Here is a 21,547-nt window from a genome sequence, read left to right on the forward strand (position 1 = left end):
GATTATAAAAACTTTTATAAAATAATAAGCTAAAAGCAAACTGAAGCGCCACTCCGTCATATTTTGAATTAACGGAGTGACGCTTTTTATTTATAAATCCATTTGTAATTTATAAAATTAGTTTTTAATAATTATGCACTTTTTATTTAGTAGACATTAAATCGATGCCGAATAACCATGGCACCATGAACCAAACAAATATCACGATTACAACACAACTGAATAAGTTTAACCAGAATCCTGTTGTCGCCATTTCTCGAATGGATACTTTATCTGTACCAAATACTATCGCATTCGGTGGTGTACCTACTGGTAACATAAATGCACAGTTTGCTGCCATAGCCGCTGGTATCATCAGTGCAAGTGGATGTATGTGTATACCCACTGCTATAGTCGCTAAAATCGGTAATATCATTGTTGCTGTAGCTGTATTCGATGTAATCTCAGTTAAGAATAGTACGAACAGTGTAACAATAAAGATAATCAAGATGATGTTAATACCTTCAAGGCTAGATATTTGTTTACCCATCCATTTATCTAAACCACTTTCTGTAATAGCTGATGCTACAGCTAAACCACCACCAAATAGTAATAAAATTCCCCATGGTAAGTCTTTTGCAATAGACCAATCTAAAATTCGAGCAAATTTTCTTTTTGCGGGCACTAAGAATAATAATACCGCAACGAACATTGAAATCGTTCCATCTTTAACAAGCTCTGTAAATGTAAATTGTGAAAGTAAAAATTCTCTTGATACCCATAAAAATGCTGCTAAACAGAATAATGTTAACACGATTTTTTCTTCATAAGTTGTCTTACCTAAAGCTTTCAATTCTTTTGTAATTATTTCTTTACCTCCTGGTAGCTCCTTCATATCGTGTTTAAATTTCACAAAGTTTAAATACGCCCATGTAATAGCTAATAAAATAATAACTACTGGTACACCCATAACCATCCATTGGGCAAAACTAATTTCTTCTCCAAATATTTTCTCATATTGTCCTTTTAAAATAATTAACGGTGGTGTACCAATTAAAGTACCTAAACCACCAATTGTACCGGCATACCCGATACCTAAAACAAGCGATTTTTCAAATTGTGATAAATGATGTTCTTTAGAATCATCAGTTGTTAATTCATGTGCTTCCTTAATAATAGCTAAACCAATTGGAATCATGATCATTACTGCTGCTGTATTAGACACAAACATCGATAAAGCACCAGTAGCAATCATAAATCCTAATAAAATTCGCCCTGTACTTGTCCCGATACTTTTAATGATAACAAGTGCAATCCTTGTATGTAAGTTCCATCTTTCCATTGCAATAGCAATAATAAATCCACCTAAGAATAAGAATACGATGTCATCCCCATAAGCGCTAGACACTGTTTCGCTATCCATTACGCCCCCTAAAGGAAATAGGAATAAAGGCATTAAACTCGTTGCCGGAATAGGGATAGCTTCTGTAATCCACCAAACTGCAATCCAAAGTGTTACAGCCATAACATAAACCCCTTTTTGGCTGAGTCCTGGTGGACTAACAAATAATAAGACAATTAAAAATAATAAAGGCCCTAAAATTAATCCTACTAACTGTGCTGTATTATATGCTTTTAACTTTGGTTCTGGTTCTTTTTGTCCTTTTAATGCATCTGCTGAAAAGAACTTTAACATTTCTTTAGTTCTTCCACTTTCTTTCCAAAGCTTATCGGTAAGTTTATTTCCCTTTTCTTTCATATATTACTACCCCCTTAAATTGTATTCGTTTACATTTTAACAAATATTACTTCTTTAGAATACTATTTTTATTAAATTATTATAATATTTATGCTTTTTATATATACGGAAGTATAAAATTATATATATATTTATAAAAAAGAGTGGGCCAGAAATCTCATTTTATTAAAAAGATTTCGTAGTCCCACCTCGGCAAGAATGACTGGGGTTGAAAAAGCTTGATATAAGTGCATTTTCAAACCAGTCAGCTACTGCCATTATAATGAATCGAGGCTGGGGCGTGTATATATGCCCCAGCCTCAGAAATAGCTATAATTTAAATTTTTTAATTGTTTTGTTCTTTTGTATTAAAGAATCCGTTCTTCTCTAGTTCTTTTTTTATACTTTTGAAAATGTTTTTATCGTCTAAATCGTATCTTCTATCTCTGTCTACATTTGTATTATTTGTATAGCCGGTTCTTTCTTTAAAATTATCGTCTCTTACTTTTGAATGCTCAAAGTCCGCCGGTTTGTTAGAATCTTTTTTAAGAAAATCATTAATGTGTCCCCATTTTTTAATCTGCTCACGTTCTTCTTCAGCAGTTAAACGATGTTCACTTTCCATAAAATACGGCCCCCTTTATATGAGTTCATTATAAAGTATCTTTCCATTCTTTTAAAGTTTTAATATCTTTATTTTCTATAAATCCTTCTTTTTCTGCCACAGTTACAAGTTCATCATAGTTTGATAAAGTGTAAAATGGAACATTAATTTTGTTAAATGCTTCTTCTGCTTTGGAAATACCATATGTAAATATTGCGAATACACCTAAAACTTCAGCGCCATCTTCTAATAATGCTTCTACTGCATTGATTGAAGAACCACCTGTAGAAATTAAATCTTCAATGACAACAACTTTTTTTCCTTTGCTTGAAGCACCTTCAATTTGATTACCTTTACCATGCCCTTTGCTTTTTGATCTTACATAACTCATAGGTAGCTTCATATCATCGGCGATAAATGCAGCATGAGGTATGCCAGCTGTTGCAGTCCCTGAAATAATTTCTACTTCATTAGCATGTTCTTTTATTAAATTAATTAAACTTTTATAAATGTCTTCTCTTATTTCAGGGTAAGCTAACGTGACTCTGTTATCACAGTATATTGGCGATTTAATGCCTGAACTCCAAGTATAAGGATCATCTGGTGAAAGTGTAACCGCCTTTATCTTTAATAATGATTGTGCAATATTTGAAGTCATGTTCATTATCCTTTCCATCTTTGTAATATTTCGTGATATCTTTCCACTGGATTCGTATGTTGTGTAATTGAACGGCCTACAACAATATGTGTTGAACCAAGATTTTTCGCTTCTTCTGGAGTTGTAACACGTTGTTGATCATGCGTTTTATCCGTTTCTAATCGTATTCCCGGTGTTACTTTCAAGAATTCTTTACCAAGAGTTTCTTTTAATATTTTAGATTCTAATGGTGAACATACGACCCCATCTAAACCAGCATCTTTAGTATTTTTAGCATAATGAACAACTGAGTCTTCTATAGATGTTTGGATATTTTGTTCTTTCTGCATTTGTTCTTCAGTAGTAGAAGTAAGTTGCGTTACAGCTATTAATTTTGCGTTAGGATTCGTAGATTTCAGGCCTTTTAAACCAGATTTCATCATTTCTATGCCACCTGCTGCATGCACATTAATAAGATCTATATTAAATTTTCCTAATCCCGCCAATGCACTTTGTACAGTATTTGGTATATCATGTAGCTTTAAATCTAAAAATATGTCGTGTCCTCTATCCTTAATTGCTTTAATTGTATCAGGACCATTTTGTAAAAATAGTTCCATTCCAATTTTCACAAATAGTGGTTCATCAAATAAGTCTAAAAAATTTTCTACTTCTTTCAGCGTTGCAAAATCCAATGCAATAATTGGTGTATCTTTCATTTATTTTACAACTCCTTCTTGTCTATATGTTCTACCTTTAAGTTCGTGAATATGTTGTACCCCTAATTTATCTAATAAACTTGGTAATTCATCAATAATTTCTTTACATACTGTAGGATTTTCAAAATTAGCTGTTCCTACTGCTACTGCATCTGCACCTACTGATATATAGTCGATTACATCTTGAGCTGTTCTAACGCCACCCATTGCAATGATGGGAATATCAATATTTTGACTAACTTCATAAACCATTCTTAAAGCTACAGGTTTAATTGCTGGCCCGCTTAAACCACCAACAATGTTACTTATTATCGGCTTTCCTGTTTTTTCATCAACACGTAGACCAACTAAAGTGTTAATCATCGTGATTCCGTCTGCATATTGAGCGATTGCTTTAGCCATTTCAACAATGTTCGTAACATTAGGAGATAGTTTAACATACACTGGAACAGAAGATACTTCTTTCACCTTTTTTGTTAAATCACTTGCTACTTCTGGTACTGTTCCGAATTGTATGCCACCTTCTTTAACGTTTGGGCATGAAATATTTAATTCTAATGCATGTACGTTAGGTGATTTTGAAATGTGTTCTGCTACATATACATATTCTTCTTCTGTTGAACCAGCTACGTTAGCAATAATTGGTACATCAAATTGCTCTAAATATTTTAGCTCATGTTCAATAATATGATGAACCCCTGGATTTTGTAATCCAATAGCATTTATCATTCCGCTAGCAGTTTCGGCAACACGAGGTGTTTCGTTCCCATATCTTGCTTCTTTAGTAGCAGCTTTTATCATAATAGATCCAAGCTCTGATAAGTCATAGAACTGACTAAATTCTTTACCAAATGCAAAACATCCACTTGCTGGCATTATTGGATTTTTCAAATTTAAACCTGGTAGTGTTACATTTAATCTACTCATATGATAACGGCTCCTTTTTCGAATACTGGTCCATCTGTACATACTTTAACATAACCTACATCATCATCAGTATGGCACACGCAGGCGTAACATGCACCAATCCCACAACCCATTCGTTCTTCTAAAGAAATGTAACCTTTAACATCACTTAATTGTGCTTTTAATGCTTTGAGCATCACTTTGGGACCACAACTATAAAATATATCGAAAGGTGTTTCTAATTGTTCAATAACAGTTGTAACAAATCCTTTTGTACCTAAACTTCCGTCAACCGTACTTATATACGTTTCTCCTAAAGATTCGAATTGTTCGACATAAAATGCATCTTTTGCGCTTTGGAAACCTAACACGTGAATTGTTTTAATTCCTCTTGCATTAAGTTGTTTAGATAATTCATATAGTGGAGGCACACCAATACCGCCACCTACTAATAAAGCGGTATTTTGTGCTTCTTCCACTGGAAAACCATTACCTAAAGGCGCAATAACATCTATAGAATCTCCTGATTTTAGTTTAGAAATTTTTTCAGTTCCTTGCCCTTCTTTTCTAAAAAGCATTGTGAAAGTCTCATCTTCTCGATTCACTTCACAAATTGATATAGGCCTTCTTAACATATGTTCAGTACCCATACCTGCCTTTATGTGTACGAATTGGCCAGGTTTTTTCATATTTTTCGTAATATCACCATAAACTTTTAATTCATAAATAGCGTCTGCAATTTGATTATTTGATACAACTGTCATTAAATGAGACATTGTGATCCCCCTCTACATTTGGTCAGTTTTAAATGTCATACTGTCAATTACATCTGCTAATGCGTTTGCAGTATCAAGTGACGTTAAACAAGGAATGCCGTTCTCTACCGATTCTCTCCGAATTTGGAAACCATCTCTTTCATAAATTTTTCCTTTAGTCATTGTATTAACGACTAATTGTACTTCGCCTTTTTGAATAACAGATAGCAAATCATGTTCTCCACCAATTTTTCCTACAGTATAAGTTGGTATATTTTTTTCTTGGAAATATTTTGATGTTCCTTCAGTTGCAAAAATTCTATAACCTATTTCATGGAATCGTTTTGCAATAATGTAAGCTTCTTCTTTATCTTTATCACTTACAGTAAACAGTGCTGTACCTTGATCTTGTACTTTTAATCCGCTTGCCGTTAAACCTTTATATAATGCTTTTTCTAGCGTTAGGTCTTTCCCCATTACTTCACCTGTTGATTTCATTTCAGGTCCTAAAGTAATATCTACATTTTTCAATTTACTAAAACTGAATACTGGTGCTTTTACATACACGCCTTCTTTGTAAGGAACTAATCCGTTTTCATATCCTTGTTCTTTTAAAGATATATTTGTAATTGCTTTTGTAGCTAACTTAGCCATTGGAATGCCCGTTATTTTACTTAAAAATGGCACAGTTCTACTTGCTCTAGGATTAACTTCAAGTACGAAGACTTCACCTTTAGATAAAACAAACTGAATATTGATTAAACCGATAATGTTTAGCCCTTTAGCTAATTTAGTCGTATAGTCTACTAACATATTAATTTCTTCATCTGTTAAAGTTTGTGGTGGATAAACTGCTATAGAATCTCCTGAGTGAACGCCAGCTCTTTCAATATGTTCCATGATTCCTGGTATAACAACTGTTTCCCCGTCTGATATTGCATCTACTTCTATTTCTTTACCTGTTAAATATCTATCTATCAGTACTGGGTGTTCGGGGCTTGCTTTAACAGCTTGCTCCATATAATTTCGTAGTTCCGCTTCAGCGTATACGATTTCCATTGCTCTACCACCTAGTACATATGAAGGTCTCACAACGACAGGGTAACCAATTTCATTCGCATTTTTTATTGCTTCTTCTACAGATGTTGCAGTTTTTCCTAATGGTTGTGGTACATTTATTTTTTGTAATAAAGCTTCGAATTCTTTTCTATCTTCTGCTCTATTTAAGTCCTCTAAAGAAGTACCAAGTATTTTAATGCCCTTTTCAGAAAGTTTATCAGCTAAATTAATCGCAGTTTGACCTCCGAATTGAACAACTACTCCAATTGGTTCTTCATGATTAATAATACTCATAACATCTTCTTCTGTTAAAGGTTCAAAATATAGTTTGTCTGAAATTGAGAAATCAGTCGAAACAGTTTCTGGATTATTATTTATAATTATAGCCTCATATCCAGCTTCTTGTATCGCCCATACTGCATGAACTGTTGCATAATCAAATTCTACTCCTTGGCCGATTCTTATTGGACCAGAACCTAGAACGATAATTTTTTCCTTCTCCGATACTATTGATTCATTTTCTTCTTCATAAGTGCCATAAAAATATGGTGTTTCAGATTCAAACTCAGCTGCACACGTATCGACAGTTTTATAAACTGGATTGATTTGATGTTGTTGCCTTAAATCATAAATTTCACGTTCAGATTGTTCCCATCTATGCGCAATCACTTTGTCACTAAATCCATACTGTTTAGCCCACATTAAACATTCTAAATTTCCTTTATTTTCTTTAAGTTCATGTTCTATCTCAATAATGTGTTTAAATTTATTTAAGAAAAAGTAGTCAATTTCAGTTAGTTCATGAATTCTTTCTAACGATGTTCCTCTTCTAATTGCTTCTCCAATGAAGAAAAGTCTTTCATCATCTTGTGCTTTAATTCTTTCTTCTATAAAGTTTAGTTCAAATTCATCTCCATTAGGTAATCCTAAATGATGTACGCCATATTCTAATGAGCGAATTGCTTTTAAAAGCGATTCTTCATAAGTTCTTCCAATAGCCATAACTTCTCCAGTTGCTTTCATCTGTGTACCTAAATGTCTTTCACCTTTGTCGAATTTATCAAAAGGAAATCTAGGTATTTTAGAAACAACATAGTCTAAAGCAGGCTCAAATGCTGCATATGACGTGCCTGTAACAGGATTCAGCATTTCATCTAATGTCATACCAACTGCAATTTTAGCTGCCAATTTAGCAATCGGATACCCCGTTGCTTTTGAAGCTAAAGCAGAGGATCTAGATACACGTGGATTAACCTCGATGATATAATAATTTAAAGAATGTGGATCAAGGGCTAATTGTACATTACATCCACCTTCTATTTTTAAAGCTCTAATAATTTTTAATGAAACATCTCTTAACATTTGGTACTCAACATCTGATAATGTTTGGCTTGGTGCCACCACGATTGAATCTCCAGTATGTATACCAACAGGGTCAATATTTTCCATGTTACACACAACAATGGCATTATCATTTTTATCTCGCATTACTTCATATTCAATTTCTTTATATCCAGCTATTGATTTTTCAATTAAACATTGAGTTACAGGACTATATTTTAAACCGTTCTGAACAACTTCTCTTAATTCAGTCTCATCATTACAAATTCCCCCACCTGTTCCACCCATCGTAAATGCTGGGCGAACAATTAAAGGATAACCTACTTTATTCGCAAATTGGATGGCGGCGTCTAGATCATTTACAATATCACTTTCCGGTACTGGCTCATTTAATTCATTCATTAAATTACGGAATAAATCACGGTCTTCTGCTTGAGCGATGGAAGATAATTGCGTACCTAACAAACGAACATTATTTTCTTCAAGTACACCATTTTCATGTAGTTCAATTGCCATATTTAAACCTGTTTGACCGCCTAATGTTGGTAATAGTGCATCTGGTTGTTCTTTTCTTATAATTCTACTAACAAAATCCAATGTTAAAGGTTCGATGTATACTGTATCTGCAATTTCTGTATCAGTCATAATCGTGGCTGGGTTAGAGTTAACAAGTATGACTTTATATCCTTCTTCTTTTAGAGCTAGACAAGCTTGTGTACCTGCATAATCAAATTCAGCTGCTTGTCCTATAATGATTGGACCTGAACCGATAACTAAGATGGATTTTATATCTGTTTGTTTAGGCATTAATATTACGCTCCTTCTCTTTATGTAATTGAATCATTTCAATAAATTCATCGAATAAATAATTTGAATCATGTGGTCCTGGAGAAGCTTCCGGATGATATTGTACAGAGAAAGCTGGATATTCTTTATGCTTCAGACCTTCTATTGAACGATCATTTAATGCGATATGTGTAATTTCTAATTTTGTATTTTTGATTGATTCTTCTTCTATAGCGTAGCCGTGATTTTGACTTGTTAAATCAACTTTTCCAGTACTTAAGTTCATAACAGGATGGTTAGCACCTCTATGACCAAATTTCATTTTGTAAGAAGTTGCACCTTGTGATAGTGCAAATAATTGATGTCCTAAACATATACCAAAGAATGGTATTTTTCCTATAATTGATTGAATCGTATCTAGCGTTTCTTTAACATTCTCTGGATTACCTGGACCATTAGAAACCATCACGCCATCAGGGGCAATATTTAATATTTCTTCTACAGATGTTTGATATGGTACAACTGTCACATCACAACCTCTTCTATTTAACTCACGTACAATATTTTCTTTTTTACCATAGTCAATCAGTACTACTTTATATCCGTCTCCTGTTGAAATATACGGTCTAATAGATGACACTTGCTCAACTTCATCAGTTCTTAACGTATCATTTTTCAATCTGTGAATAACTGTTTCAATTTCGTTTTCATTATCTGTAAAACCAGCTTTAAGAACACCGTGGTTTCTAATTTTTCTAGTTAAACTTCTTGTGTCAACACCGGAAATACCTGGAATATTATAAAATTTCAAAGTTTCATCTAGTGTTTTACTAGATCTGAAGTTACTCGGTTCTTGACATGCTTCACGAACAACTACACCATTTAAAGTCAGTGTTAATGATTCAAAATCATCTCGGTTAAAACCATAATTCCCAATAAGTGGATATGTGAATGTAATAATTTGACCTGTATATGATGGATCTGAAATTGTTTCTTGATAACCTGTCATAGCTGTATTAAATACAATTTCTCCTATTGTTAATTCATCTGAACCTAACTTAAACCCTTTATAAATGGTGCCATCTTCAAGAACTAAGTATCTTCTATTACGCATTTTTTACTGCCTCCTCATAAACTATTTCACCGTCATAAATTGTCATGATTGGGTATCCTGATACAACTTCATCGATAAATGGTGTATTGCTACTTTTAGAAGCAAATTCTTCAGCTTTAATTGGTCTTTCTGATTCTAAATCTATTATCGTAAGGTCAGCATAGCCACCTTCTTCAAGTCGTCCATAAGGTAAATCGAATGTTTCAGATGGTTTTATTGTTAAATAAGAAACAAGTTGTTCTAGAGTAAATTTTCCTGTTTTAACAAAATGCGTATATAACAATTGGAAAGCAGTTTCGCTTCCTACAATTCCAAATGGTGCATCAACCATAGAAGCTTCTTTTTCTTCTTTGGCATGCGGAGCGTGATCTGTTGCAATACAATCAATTGTTCCATCAATAAGTCCTTCAATTAAAGCATCTCTGTCTTCTTTTGCTCTTAATGGTGGGTTCATTTTGTATATTGCGTCGTCTCCAGGTACATCGTCTTCAGTTAACAATAAATGGTGTGGTGTTACTTCTGCAGTCACTTTAATTCCAGCTTTTTTAGCATCTCTTATTACTCTTACACTTTCTTTAGTCGAAACGTGACACACATGATAATGACAATTAGCAGCTTCGGCTAATAACACATCTCTTGCAATTTGGACAGCTTCACATATTGAAGGTATGCCTGGTATGTTAAGTTCGTTACTACGTTTTCCTTCATGCATTGCTCCACCGTAAATAAGTGAATTGTCTTCACAATGCGCAACGATTGCTTTATTGATTTTAGCCGCTTCTATCATTGCTTCATACATCATTGAAGCTGTCTGTACTCCTACACCATCATCAGTAAATTGGAACATGCCTGTTTCTTTTAAAGCTTTAAAATCTACGTGCTCTTTACCTGCTTGTCTCACAGTAATAGATGCGTATGGTAATACTCTTACAGCAGCATGTTTATTTATAATGTCATGTATTTTTTCTAGATTTTCAACTGAATCAGGAACAGGTTTAGTGTTAGGCATTGGACATACAGTTGTAAAACCACCTCTTGCCGCTGCTTTAGTTCCTGTTTCAATTGTTTCTTTATGCTCTCCACCTGGTTCTCTTAAATGAACATGGACATCAACAAAACCTGGCGAAATAAAATGTCCTTTAGCATCAATCACTTTCAAATTTCCTTCTTCTATTGAATCAGCGATACTTTTGATCTTACCATCTTCTATTTGTATATCTTTCTTCACAAGTTCACCTTGAGATAAGATTTTTCCATTTTTGATTATAAGTGACATTTTACTTTTTCCTCCTTATGATTAAGTACTTCTTGAATACATGCCATTCTCACGAAAACACCATTTTCCATTTGTCTAAAAATGCGAGATTTTGGACTTTCAACTAAATTTGTATCAATTTCGACCCCTCGATTTACCGGAGCAGGATGCATTACAATTGCACTATCTTTCAGTTGTTCGTATCTTTCTTTTGTAAGGCCATAACCAACATGATATTCAGACTTGCTATAAGATTGACCTTTATCATGTCTTTCATTTTGTACTCTTAACAACATGCACACATCAATTTCATTAATAACATCATCAATATTTACATAAGGAATATCAGAAATCTGTTCTTTCCATTGGTCTGGAGCTGAGAACATGACTTCTGCACCTAATTTTGTTAAAGCGTCAGCGTTACTTCTTGCTACTCTTGAATTTTTAATATCTCCTGAAATTAAAACTTTTAACCCGCTAAAATAACCATACTCTTCATAAATCGTCATAATATCCAGTAAAGATTGAGTTGGGTGTTGTCCACTTCCATCTCCTCCATTAATAACAGGTATATTAAGCGATTTTAAAGGTTCATAATATTCATTTTCACTATGTCTGATGATCAGCGCTTCAACTCCTATAGATTCGAGAGTTTTACACGTGTCATATAGCGTTTCACCCTTCTGAACAGATGAAGTATTTGTTTCAAATGGTAAAATGTCTAATCCTAATTTTCTTTCAGCCATTTCGAAACTACATTTCGTTCTTGTAGAATTTTCAAAGAATAAATTTGCTACAGTTGCTTTTCTATCAATTGAACTTATACCTTGTTCTTTTAGATCCTGCGCTTTGTGAATAATGTTTAATATTTCGTCTTTTGTTAAATCAGCCATAGATAATATGTTTTTCAAGGGTAACGCCTCCTAGAATTATTTTATTTTCTTGGGTAAAATGAGATTCAGTAAAATACCAACTGTTGCTGCTAATGCCATCCCTTCAATATTCAAATGAATACCGATACCTGTAAAATCTAGATGTGCTTTTCCGATTCCTAGTACTAAAATTACTGATGCTATAATTAAATTTCTATTGTTACCAAAGTCAATTTTGTTTTCTACCAACATCCTCAATCCACTTGAAGCTATAATTCCGAATAACAGTATCGATACACCGCCCATGACTGGTGTCGGTATAGTGGAAATCATAGCTGTAAACTTTCCAACAAAGCCTAAAATAAGTGCGAGGACTGCTGCACCTCCTATAACCCATATACTATAAATTTTTGTAATTGCTAGTACACCTATATTTTCTCCGTATGTTGTACTTGGAGGTCCACCTATAATAGAAGACATCATAGTTGACACGCCATCACCGATTAATGATCGATGTAAACCTGGCTCTTTGAAAAAGTTTTTACCGACAATTTTATTAATAACTATTTGATGCCCAATATGTTCACTTACCGTTACAAATACAATCGGTAACATGATTAATATTAATCCCCACTGTAATGAAGGTGTGTAATCATGAAAAGGCATGTATATGTCTGGTAATTGTAACCATTTCGCTTTTGCTATCGGTTCTAAATCAACAATGCCGTATAGTAATGATGAAATGTAACCTACAATAATACCTATCAATACTGGTATGATTGATAAAAATCCTTTAAAGAATACTGAAACAATTATTGTTGTAATCAGTGTAATCAGTGCCACTGTAATATAAACACCGCTGTATCCAGTCATTGCGTTTGAATCAGTGTACATTGCCATGTTGACAGCAACTGGCGCTAAACCAAGTCCTATAACCATAATTACTGGTCCTACTACAACAGGTGGTAATAAATTCAGCAACCAATCTGTGCCTGTAAGCCTTATAATCAATCCGATGATTACATAAAGGACACCACTCATGAACAAAGCCACTAACATTTCGCCTAGGTCGTGTGATTTAAGACCGACTATAATCGGTGTGATGAACGCGAAACTTGATCCTAAGTATGCAGGTATTTTTCCTTTAGTAATTAGAATATAAAGTAATGTTCCAAGCCCCGAAGCGATTAATGCTGCTGAAACAGGTAATCCTGTTAAGAAAGGTACTAATACTGTCGCTCCAAACATTGCAAATAAGTGCTGTGAACTTAAGAAAAACCATTGAGAAGGTTTTGGTTTCTCATTTACATCTAAAATAGGTTCAACCGTGCGTTCAAACATTTCTTCGTTGTGTGTCATTTTTCATTCTCCTATTCAAAAAAAGATCCCTTTACAAGATATGCAAAGGGATCTATGTATACAGTTATACCTATACAAATATATACAGGTAGACTGTTACAAAAACGCTCCTTTGCCAGTATCTCGTACTGATTTAAAAGGAATTATTTAATTTAATGTTACTGCTGTTTTATCGTCAATTTCTTCTAGTTCTACTACTATTGATTCGTTAGAAGCAGTTGGTACGTTTTTACCAACGTAATCTGCTCTAATAGGCAACTCTCTATGACCTCTATCTACCAATGTAGCTAAGCTGATTTTTCGTGGTCGTGCATGGTCTAATATAGCATCAAGTGAAGCTCTAACAGTGCGACCTGTGTATAACACGTCATCGACGATAATAACATGTTTATCATTAATATCTACTTCGATATCAAATGATTTCACTTTAATTTGACTATGTTCTACATCATCTCGGTAATGTGTGACATCAATCTCGCCAGTTGGCACTTGCACATCTTCTATAGATTTGATTTTCTTTTCAATTCTATTTGCTAAGTGTACGCCTCTAGTTTTCACACCTAATAATACAATATCTTTCGTGCCTTTGTTTTTCTCTAAAATCTCATGTGACATTCTCGTCAAAGCACGATTGATTGCTGCATCATCCATAATCATTCTTTCAGCCATATTCAATCTCCTTCCACAACAAAATACTCATGTCTTTAAGAAGACATGAGTATATACTGGTACCTTTAAAAAGGTCCACACGCACATATATGTCTTCTCAGCCTCTCAGGACTGTCTGTTAAAGACGATTTAATTGTTAAAACTATAATATCGTTTTTCTAGTATATTGTCAAAGTATATCTGAAATTAAACTAGTATTATTACAATTATTTTTTATCTTCTATTTTTCTTAACTTTTCTATTAACGCTTCGAAATATTCAGGTAAAGGCGCTTCTTTTTCGATATATTTTCCAGTTATAGGATGTCCAAATCCAAGTAACCCTGCATGTAAAGCTTGCCCGCCTAAATCTAAAGTTTTCTTTCTACCATACTTTGGGTCCCCTACTAATGGGTAACCAATATGTTTCATGTGCACTCTAATCTGGTGTGTTCGCCCAGTTTCAAGCTGACAATTCACCAATGTATATTGGTCGAATTTTTCTATCACGTTAAAATGCGTTACTGCTTCTTTGCCATCATCAACGATAGCCATTTCTTGGCGCTCTTTTGGGTTTCTACCAATAGGCGCTTCAATAGTACCGAATTCGTGAGGGATATGACCATGTACTAAAGCAGTATATTCTCTAGTTACTGTCTTATCGACTAATTGTTCTACTAACCCTCTATGTGCAATATCATTTTTTGCTACCATCAATAAACCTGAAGTATCTTTATCAATTCGATGTACAACACCTGGTCTAATTTCTCCATTAATGCCTGATAAATCTGTTATAGCATACATAAGTCCATTTACTAAAGTTCCAGTATAATGTCCGGGAGCAGGATGTACTACCATTCCTTTAGGCTTGTAGACTACCGCAACATCTTTATCTTCATAATATATCTCTATGCCTAAATCTTCTGCTACTATGTCTACTTCTTCTACTACTTTTTCAGTAGCAACAATCGTATCATTCAATTTAGTTTTATAATTTGATTTTACGACTTTACCGTTTACCTCAACTAAACCTAATTTAATCCAATCTTGTATTTGACTTCTTGACCAATCTGGATTTAATTCAGGTAACAATTTATCAATTCTTACGCCCGCTTCTTGCTCTGTTTCTATTTTAAATTCAAACGTATTCAAGCTTTTTCCTCCTTGCCTTCAAATAAAATTACAATAATTAATACAATAACACCAATTGTTAAAGCTGCATCCGCAACATTAAATATCGGGAAATTATAACCAAATATATACGTATCTATAAAATCTACTACTTCACTTCTAAACAATCGATCTATAAAATTACCTATCGAACCAGCTATTAATAAACTCAGACCGAATTGGATTAATGGTTTTCCATAACCTTCGCTCTTAAAGAACATAATTAATATAACTAACACAACGATTGTCACAATATAGAACAACCACATTTTCCCTTGAAGAATACCCCACGCAGCACCTTCGTTCCGATGAGAAGTTATATATAAAAGATTTTTAATAACTTTTACAGAATCACCAATTTCTAATGATTTTACAATCATATATTTTGTTAATTGGTCTAACGCTATAATTATAACTATAAAAATACTCCATATAGGAATATTATAACCTTTACGCATTTATTGTTCACTCCAATCTTGATTATTTTACCACATAAACAGGTAGGTTTGTTAATCTGACAAATAATATTAAACATGTATTTTTATGTTATTACATTAAAAATACTCCTATTAAAGTGAAAACTTTAATAGGAGTATTTATTTACACAACAAATTGTTTTTTAAATTAAATGATTAACCTAAAGTTGCTACAACTGATTGACAACGAGGACATAAGTGATCTAGTCCATTAACTGAACCTAATTGATCTGAATAGTTCCAACAACGTTGACATTTTTCACCTTCTGCATGGTCAACTTTAACTTTAACTAATTCATATTCTGTACCTTCAGTTAATTCATCTACAACGTCAACTTTTGATACAATGAACAATTGATTTAAATCATTAAATTTACTTAAGAAATCAACAGTATCAAACTCAGATGAGTTAGATAAAGTAATATGCGCTTCTAATGATTTACCAATTACTTTTTCATTACGTGCTACTTCTAGAGCTCTGTTAACATCGTCTCTTAATTTCATGAATTGAGACCATTTTTCCATTAATACAGTATCAATTTCATGTGGTTCAGGCATATCTGTTAAATGTACACTTTCTTCTTCAACATGTGGAATATGCCCCCAAATTTCATCTGCAGTATGTGGGATAATTGGTGCTAATAACTTAGTTAATTTAACTAATGTCTCATATAATACGGTTTGCATACTACGACGTTTTAATGAGTCTGCTTTTTCAATATATAAAATATCTTTACCGTAATCTAAGTAGAAATTACTTAAATCTACGTTGATAAAGTTTTGAATATCTTGATAGATGTCTAAATAGTCGTAAGCTTCATAATGTGATAATGTCTTACCGATAAATTGATTTAAACGGTTATGCATGTATTGATCGATTTCAAGCATTTCATCATAAGAAACACTATCAGTTGCTGGGTTAAAATCATTCACGTTTCCTAATAAGAAGCGGAATGTATTTCTGATTTTACGGTAAACATCTGAAGTTTGTTTTAAAATTTCATTAGAAATACGAACATCAGCCAAGTAATCAACACTACTCACCCATAGTCGAGCAATATCAGCACCCATTTGTTTAACAATCTTATCTGGTACGATAACATTACCAAGAGATTTACTCATTTTTTTACCTTCACCATCCATTACAAAACCGTGTGAAAGTAACATTTTATATGGTGAAATGCCTCTAGTTGCTACTGAAGTTGTAATTGAAGAGTTAAACCAACCTCTATATTGGTCACTTCCTTCAATATAAATATCAGCTGGGTAAGATAATTCAGGTCTAGTTTCAAGTACTCCTCTGTGCGTAGAGCCTGAATCGAACCAAACATCCATAATATCTGTTTCTTTAGTGAATACACCGTTAGGACTACCTTCATGTGTAAATCCTTCAGGTAATAAATCTTTAGCTTCTCTTTCAAACCAAACATTAGATCCATGTTTTTCGAATAAATCAGCAACATGATTAATTGTTGCTTCTGTCATGATGATATCGCCATTTTCAGAATAGAATACAGGTAATGGTACGCCCCAAACTCTTTGACGAGAAATTACCCATTCTCCTCTATCTCTAATCATGTTGTATAAACGTGTTTTACCCCAATCAATTTTAAATTTAGTTGTATCAATTGCATCTAAAATATCTTGTCTTACTTTACTGATTGAAGCGAACCATTGCTCAGTCGCTCTAAAGATAACCGGTTTTTTTGTACGCCAGTCATGTGGATATGAATGTGAGAAGAATGATAGTTTTAATAGTGCTCCAACTTCATCTAATTTTTCTGTAATTGTTTTGTTTGCTTTATCATAAAATTGCCCTGCAAACTCTCCTGCTTCTTCTGTGAAAACACCTTTATCATCGATTGGGCTAATTACACCTAAATCATATTTTTGTCCGATAACATAGTCATCTTCCCCGTGTCCAGGTGCGGTATGAACACAACCAGTACCTGCGTCTGTAGTTACGTGATCGCCTAAAATTACTAATGATGTTCTGTCGATAAATGGATGTTGCGCTGTAACATATTCAAGTTCAGAACCTTTAAATTCTTTTTCACGAACAATTGTTTCTTTATTCCAGTCTAAATCTTCACAAACAGCATCTAATAACGCTTCTGCTACTACATATTTTTTACCTTCAACATTTACTTGTACATAAGTAAGTTCAGGATTAACAGCAATTCCTAAGTTTGATGGAATTGTCCATGGAGTTGTTGTCCAGATAACGAATGATGCATCTTCATCTACAACACCTTTACTATCAACTACTTTAAAAGCTACATAAATAGATGGTGATTTTTTATCTTTATATTCAATTTCAGCTTCTGCTAAAGATGATTCACTTGAAGGTGACCAATAAACTGGTTTTTTACCTTTATAAATTAAACCTTTAGCTGCCATTTCTCCAAATACGCGAATTTGAGCTGCTTCGAATTCAGGTTTTAAAGTAATATATGGGTTTTGCCAATCACCATTTACACCTAAACGTTTAAAGTCAGATTTTTGTACTTCGATTTGTTCAAGTGCAAACTCTTCACATTTTTCACGAAATTCTGCGACTGACATTTCTTTACGCTTAACACCTTTATTTGTTAATGCTTGTTCAATAGGTAAGCCATGTGTATCCCAACCTGGAACATAAGGTGCATAATAACCAGTCATTGCTTTATGACGAACAATAAAGTCTTTTAAGATTTTATTCAATGCATGACCCATGTGTAGATTACCGTTTGCGTAAGGAGGTCCGTCATGCAAAATAAATGGTGTTTTACCTTTATTTTTTTCTAAAATTTTATTAAATAAGTCTTTTTCATCCCATTCAGCTTGAATTTGAGGTTCCTTATTTGGAAGTCCACCTCTCATTGGGAAGCTTGTTTTTGGCATAAGTAACGTGTCTTTGTAGTCCATAAGTTTTAATCTCCTTCAATTATTAAAATAAAAAACTCTAAGTTGAAATAATAGGGACGAAGTAATCGCGGTACCACCCTTATTAACTCAACTTAGAGTTCACTCATTAACTATATATAATTTTTTGAAAAGGTGATACCTAAAGAAATTATTCGACTAGGCTTTCACCATCCCTAGCTCGCTTCTACTATAATTATTCTTTAGACGCGTCCTCATCACTATCTATAGATTGATTATTAATCTTCTCTTGATTATTTTGTTCTTCTTTTTGCAAAATGTCAATATTTTCTTCAGTAACTTGTTGTTGATCAATATCATAATTTAATAAATAATCCCAATCATCATTCTTCAACAAATCAAGTTGCGCTTCTACTAACATACGAAAACGAGATCTAAATACTTTAGATTGTCTCTTCATATCTTCAGTTTGGAAGCTTATTTTACGTGCTTTTTGTAAAGCATCATTGATGATAATATTAGCTCTACCTTCTGCTTCTTTAACTATAGAATCAGCTTTTAGCTCAGCGGAATGCTTTGTTTGTTCGCCTGCTTTTTGAGCTTGTAATATTGCTTCAGAAATTGTGTTTTCGACCGCTCTAAAACGATTAATATTTTCATCTTTATCATCTATTAATGTTTGTAATTGCGCTTTTTCTGATTTTAATTTTTCTATTTCATCGCTTAATGATTCTAGATATTGACGTACTTCTGATTCATCTAAGCCTTTATGCACTCTACTAAATTCTTTTTGTTTAATATTTTCTGGGGTAAATGCCATCAGTTTTCCTCCTTAGCACTATTTAAACAAAGTACGATATGTTATACGTAATTTGCCTTTTTTTGATTCACCGTTATTGGCTACAATCTTAGCACGACCGTATCCTTTTATCGATAGTAAATCATTCTCTTCGACTAAAAAGTCTACTCTTTCAATCTCTCTATGATTGACTTTTACACGTTTACCTTCTATGAGTTTCTTACTTAGCGCTCTACTTGTATTAGTTATATGCTTTACAATTACATCAAGCCTCATAGCACTCACAGTTGTATCTCGTGTAACCCAATTCTCATTTGATTGTATCATATTTTGAAAAGGAATAGAACTCAATTTGATTCCTGCACCTTTAATTTTTGTTAATTCTAACATAATATATGATTCAAATCTTTTTGTCAAAACAAATTGTATTTTTTCGTTAACAATAATATCACCTAATTGATTACGATCAATTCCTAGAGACATTATCGTTCCTAATATATTTCGATGTGTTAATGTTACAAACTTAGTTGGATAATTAAGTTCGATTAATACTATTTCAAAGTCTTCTTCTTCTGGAGTGAAGTAATCAGGAGCAATTATTGCACGCTTTCTTTCAGCCTCATTACCTCCGCCAAAATAATGGACTCTTAATCCTTCAAAACTACCAACTATTGTATCTAAAATGTATTGTTCTCGAGGGTCTAAAAAGTCCGTAAGAACATGTTGATAATTTCTTTCTGCTATTTCACATTTATTAATAAATAAATCAATTTCTTCTCTTTCTTCTTTTCTAAAATGTTGATAGATATCCATTGTTACACCTCTAAATATATATAAAAAAAGGATGGACGCATTGTCCCATCCCATTACACTATATCATTCATGTTAAATTTACAGGATTGGTACTACAGGTACAAACATATTGAATACGCTTATTAAACCTACATAGAATAAACTTAAAGTAATAAAAGCCACAATTGAAGATATGTCTAACATACCTAGAGGTGGAATTATTTTTCTGAAAGGTTCTAAAAACGGTTCATAAATCTTACCTAAAAATTGTCCTATAGCTCCTTCTCTTAATCCAGGTAACCAAGATGTTAAGAAGTAAACAATCATACCATATTGATAAATTTTAACAACAAACAATACAAATCCTAAAATTGTACTTAATAATCCGCTATCCATATACTATTTCCTCTATTCTTGATAAGGGTCAACTTGTTCAATTTGTTCTGTGATTGATCCAGCAACTTCAACATTATCAGGTGTGCACAAGAAAATATCTGTCCCAACTCTTCTAATGTCACCGCCGATAGCATAAACTGTTCCACTTAAGAAATCGATTATTCTTTTAGCAGATACTTTATCTATTCTTTGTAAGTTTACTAGTGTTGTTCTTCTATTTTTAAGTTCATCTGCGATATCTTGTGTATCAGAAAATACTCTTGGTTCAAACAAGCACATTTTTGAATTTTGCGCAAAATCCATATTACCACCCATGCTCACCACATTTGTTTGAGATGAATTTGTACGTTTTTCACTCATGGCTTCTTTCCTTTCAGGTTTATTAAAATCACGTGAACGTTGTGATTGATATCTTGTTGTATTATTCTGTTGTGACGGTACACTTTTTAAAGTATTCTGTGCTGTTTTCTTTTTCTCTTGAGAGCTTTGTTCTTGCTCGGGGGCTCTACTTTGCTCTTGACGTGGTTCTTCGTATACTTCCTCTTCATCATCTACTATGAAGAAACCTTTAAACACATCTTTAATAGCCATAATTTACACTCCTTATTCACCAACTAATTTTGTACCAATTCGAACATATGAAGCACCTTCTATTATTGCTTCATTAAAATCATTGCTCATGCCCATAGATAATTCTGTACATGGTGCATAGCTTAGATTTAATGATTGTACTTTATCTTTTAACAGTCTTAGTTGTTTGAAATATTGTCTTAATTTTTCTTTGTCTTCGGTTAGTGGTGCCATAGTCATTAAACCAACAATTTCAATGTGTTCAAAATTTTCCATTTCTTTAATAAAAGGAATGACTTCTTCTGGTGACATACCGTGTTTAGATTCCTCACCTGAAACATTAACTTGAACAAAACATTTAACTTTATGATTGGCACGTTTTTCTATTTCTTTTGCTAATTTCAACCTATCTAGTGCGTGTAAGTAATCGATGTCATCAATGACTTCTTTTACTTTTCTTGTTTGCAGAGACCCAATAAAATGCATAATTGCATCATCAGGAAGTTGCTTTTTCTTTTCAATGAAACCTTCAATTCTATTTTCACCGAAATTTCTTAAACCAGCTTGATAAGCTTCTATAGCTCGGTCTATTGTAACATATTTTGTAACAACAATCACTTGAGGTGATGTTTCAAAACTTGATTCTTTAGTACTGTTACGAATTTGTGACTCTATATCTACTAAATTTTCTTTTACCGATTTCAAAAT

20 protein-coding genes are annotated in these 21,547 nt (G+C 33.2%); all 20 read right to left on the minus strand.

Annotated features, from left to right (window positions below):
* Positions 1-142: 142 nt before the first annotated feature.
* Positions 143-1,738 carry an SLC13 family permease gene (locus tag CD135_RS03130; RefSeq protein WP_174700882.1) on the minus strand — a complete coding sequence of 532 codons (1,596 nt, stop codon included), beginning with the start codon at positions 1,736-1,738 and terminating at the stop codon, positions 143-145.
* Positions 1,739-2,063: 325 nt separating this feature from the next.
* A complete protein-coding gene (locus CD135_RS03135) occupies positions 2,064-2,342 on the minus strand; it encodes a hypothetical protein (RefSeq protein ID WP_064204064.1) in 279 nt (92 codons plus the stop codon).
* Positions 2,343-2,370: 28 nt separating this feature from the next.
* Positions 2,371-2,979, minus strand: a complete 609-nt coding sequence (gene pyrE, locus CD135_RS03140) for an orotate phosphoribosyltransferase (protein WP_064204133.1) — start codon at positions 2,977-2,979, stop codon at positions 2,371-2,373.
* A 5-nt stretch (positions 2,980-2,984) separates the two neighbouring features.
* A complete protein-coding gene (pyrF, locus tag CD135_RS03145; RefSeq protein WP_017000583.1) occupies positions 2,985-3,677 on the minus strand; it encodes an orotidine-5'-phosphate decarboxylase in 693 nt (230 codons plus the stop codon).
* Positions 3,678-4,604 carry a dihydroorotate dehydrogenase gene (locus CD135_RS03150; RefSeq protein WP_017000581.1) on the minus strand — a complete coding sequence of 309 codons (927 nt, stop codon included), beginning with the start codon at positions 4,602-4,604 and terminating at the stop codon, positions 3,678-3,680. It lies immediately after the preceding gene.
* Complete coding sequence (locus tag CD135_RS03155; RefSeq protein ID WP_017000579.1) at positions 4,601-5,359, minus strand: dihydroorotate dehydrogenase electron transfer subunit; 759 nt, start codon at positions 5,357-5,359, stop codon at positions 4,601-4,603. Before CD135_RS03155 ends, CD135_RS03150 begins: the two co-directional genes overlap by 4 nt.
* A 12-nt stretch (positions 5,360-5,371) precedes the next feature.
* A complete protein-coding gene (gene carB, locus CD135_RS03160) occupies positions 5,372-8,545 on the minus strand; it encodes a carbamoyl-phosphate synthase large subunit (RefSeq protein ID WP_017000578.1) in 3,174 nt (1,057 codons plus the stop codon).
* Positions 8,538-9,638: a carbamoyl phosphate synthase small subunit gene (locus CD135_RS03165; RefSeq protein WP_017000576.1), complete on the minus strand. Its 1,101-nt coding sequence runs from the start codon at positions 9,636-9,638 to the stop codon at positions 8,538-8,540. The genes carB and CD135_RS03165 overlap by 8 nt, the downstream gene beginning before the upstream one ends.
* Positions 9,631-10,914, minus strand: coding sequence for a dihydroorotase (locus tag CD135_RS03170; RefSeq protein ID WP_064204067.1), 1,284 nt, complete (start codon positions 10,912-10,914; stop codon positions 9,631-9,633). Before CD135_RS03170 ends, CD135_RS03165 begins: the two co-directional genes overlap by 8 nt.
* Positions 10,902-11,804 carry an aspartate carbamoyltransferase catalytic subunit gene (locus CD135_RS03175; RefSeq protein ID WP_064204068.1) on the minus strand — a complete coding sequence of 301 codons (903 nt, stop codon included), beginning with the start codon at positions 11,802-11,804 and terminating at the stop codon, positions 10,902-10,904. The genes CD135_RS03170 and CD135_RS03175 overlap by 13 nt, the downstream gene beginning before the upstream one ends.
* A gap of 18 nt (positions 11,805-11,822) precedes the next feature.
* Positions 11,823-13,124 carry a uracil permease gene (gene uraA / locus CD135_RS03180; protein WP_017000569.1) on the minus strand — a complete coding sequence of 434 codons (1,302 nt, stop codon included), beginning with the start codon at positions 13,122-13,124 and terminating at the stop codon, positions 11,823-11,825.
* A gap of 147 nt (positions 13,125-13,271) precedes the next feature.
* Positions 13,272-13,793 (minus strand): bifunctional pyr operon transcriptional regulator/uracil phosphoribosyltransferase PyrR, encoded by a 522-nt coding sequence (pyrR, locus tag CD135_RS03185; RefSeq protein ID WP_017000567.1) that lies wholly within the window; start codon positions 13,791-13,793, stop codon positions 13,272-13,274.
* Positions 13,794-13,999: 206 nt separating this feature from the next.
* A complete protein-coding gene (locus CD135_RS03190; RefSeq protein WP_103268803.1) occupies positions 14,000-14,923 on the minus strand; it encodes an RluA family pseudouridine synthase in 924 nt (307 codons plus the stop codon).
* The gene (gene lspA, locus CD135_RS03195; RefSeq protein WP_017000562.1) at positions 14,920-15,399 is read right to left on the minus strand and encodes a signal peptidase II; all 480 of its coding nucleotides are present in this window, start codon (positions 15,397-15,399) and stop codon (positions 14,920-14,922) included. The genes CD135_RS03190 and lspA overlap by 4 nt, the downstream gene beginning before the upstream one ends.
* Before the next feature lie 174 nt (positions 15,400-15,573).
* The gene (gene ileS, locus CD135_RS03200) at positions 15,574-18,324 is read right to left on the minus strand and encodes an isoleucine--tRNA ligase (protein ID WP_103268804.1); all 2,751 of its coding nucleotides are present in this window, start codon (positions 18,322-18,324) and stop codon (positions 15,574-15,576) included.
* A gap of 193 nt (positions 18,325-18,517) precedes the next feature.
* On the minus strand, positions 18,518-19,102 hold the full coding sequence (locus tag CD135_RS03205) for a DivIVA domain-containing protein (protein ID WP_017000559.1): 585 nt from the start codon (positions 19,100-19,102) through the stop codon (positions 18,518-18,520).
* Positions 19,103-19,120: 18 nt separating this feature from the next.
* The gene (locus CD135_RS03210) at positions 19,121-19,894 is read right to left on the minus strand and encodes a YlmH family RNA-binding protein (protein WP_103268805.1); all 774 of its coding nucleotides are present in this window, start codon (positions 19,892-19,894) and stop codon (positions 19,121-19,123) included.
* Positions 19,895-19,972: 78 nt separating this feature from the next.
* On the minus strand, positions 19,973-20,269 hold the full coding sequence (locus tag CD135_RS03215) for a YggT family protein (RefSeq protein ID WP_017000554.1): 297 nt from the start codon (positions 20,267-20,269) through the stop codon (positions 19,973-19,975).
* A gap of 12 nt (positions 20,270-20,281) precedes the next feature.
* Positions 20,282-20,860: a cell division protein SepF gene (locus CD135_RS13145; RefSeq protein WP_017000552.1), complete on the minus strand. Its 579-nt coding sequence runs from the start codon at positions 20,858-20,860 to the stop codon at positions 20,282-20,284.
* Positions 20,861-20,872: 12 nt separating this feature from the next.
* Positions 20,873-21,544 carry a YggS family pyridoxal phosphate-dependent enzyme gene (locus CD135_RS03225; protein ID WP_017000551.1) on the minus strand — a complete coding sequence of 224 codons (672 nt, stop codon included), beginning with the start codon at positions 21,542-21,544 and terminating at the stop codon, positions 20,873-20,875.
* Between the last annotated feature and the right edge of the window lie 3 nt (positions 21,545-21,547).

Source organism: Mammaliicoccus lentus, from assembly GCF_002902755.1.
GTDB lineage: Bacteria > Bacillota > Bacilli > Staphylococcales > Staphylococcaceae > Mammaliicoccus > Mammaliicoccus lentus.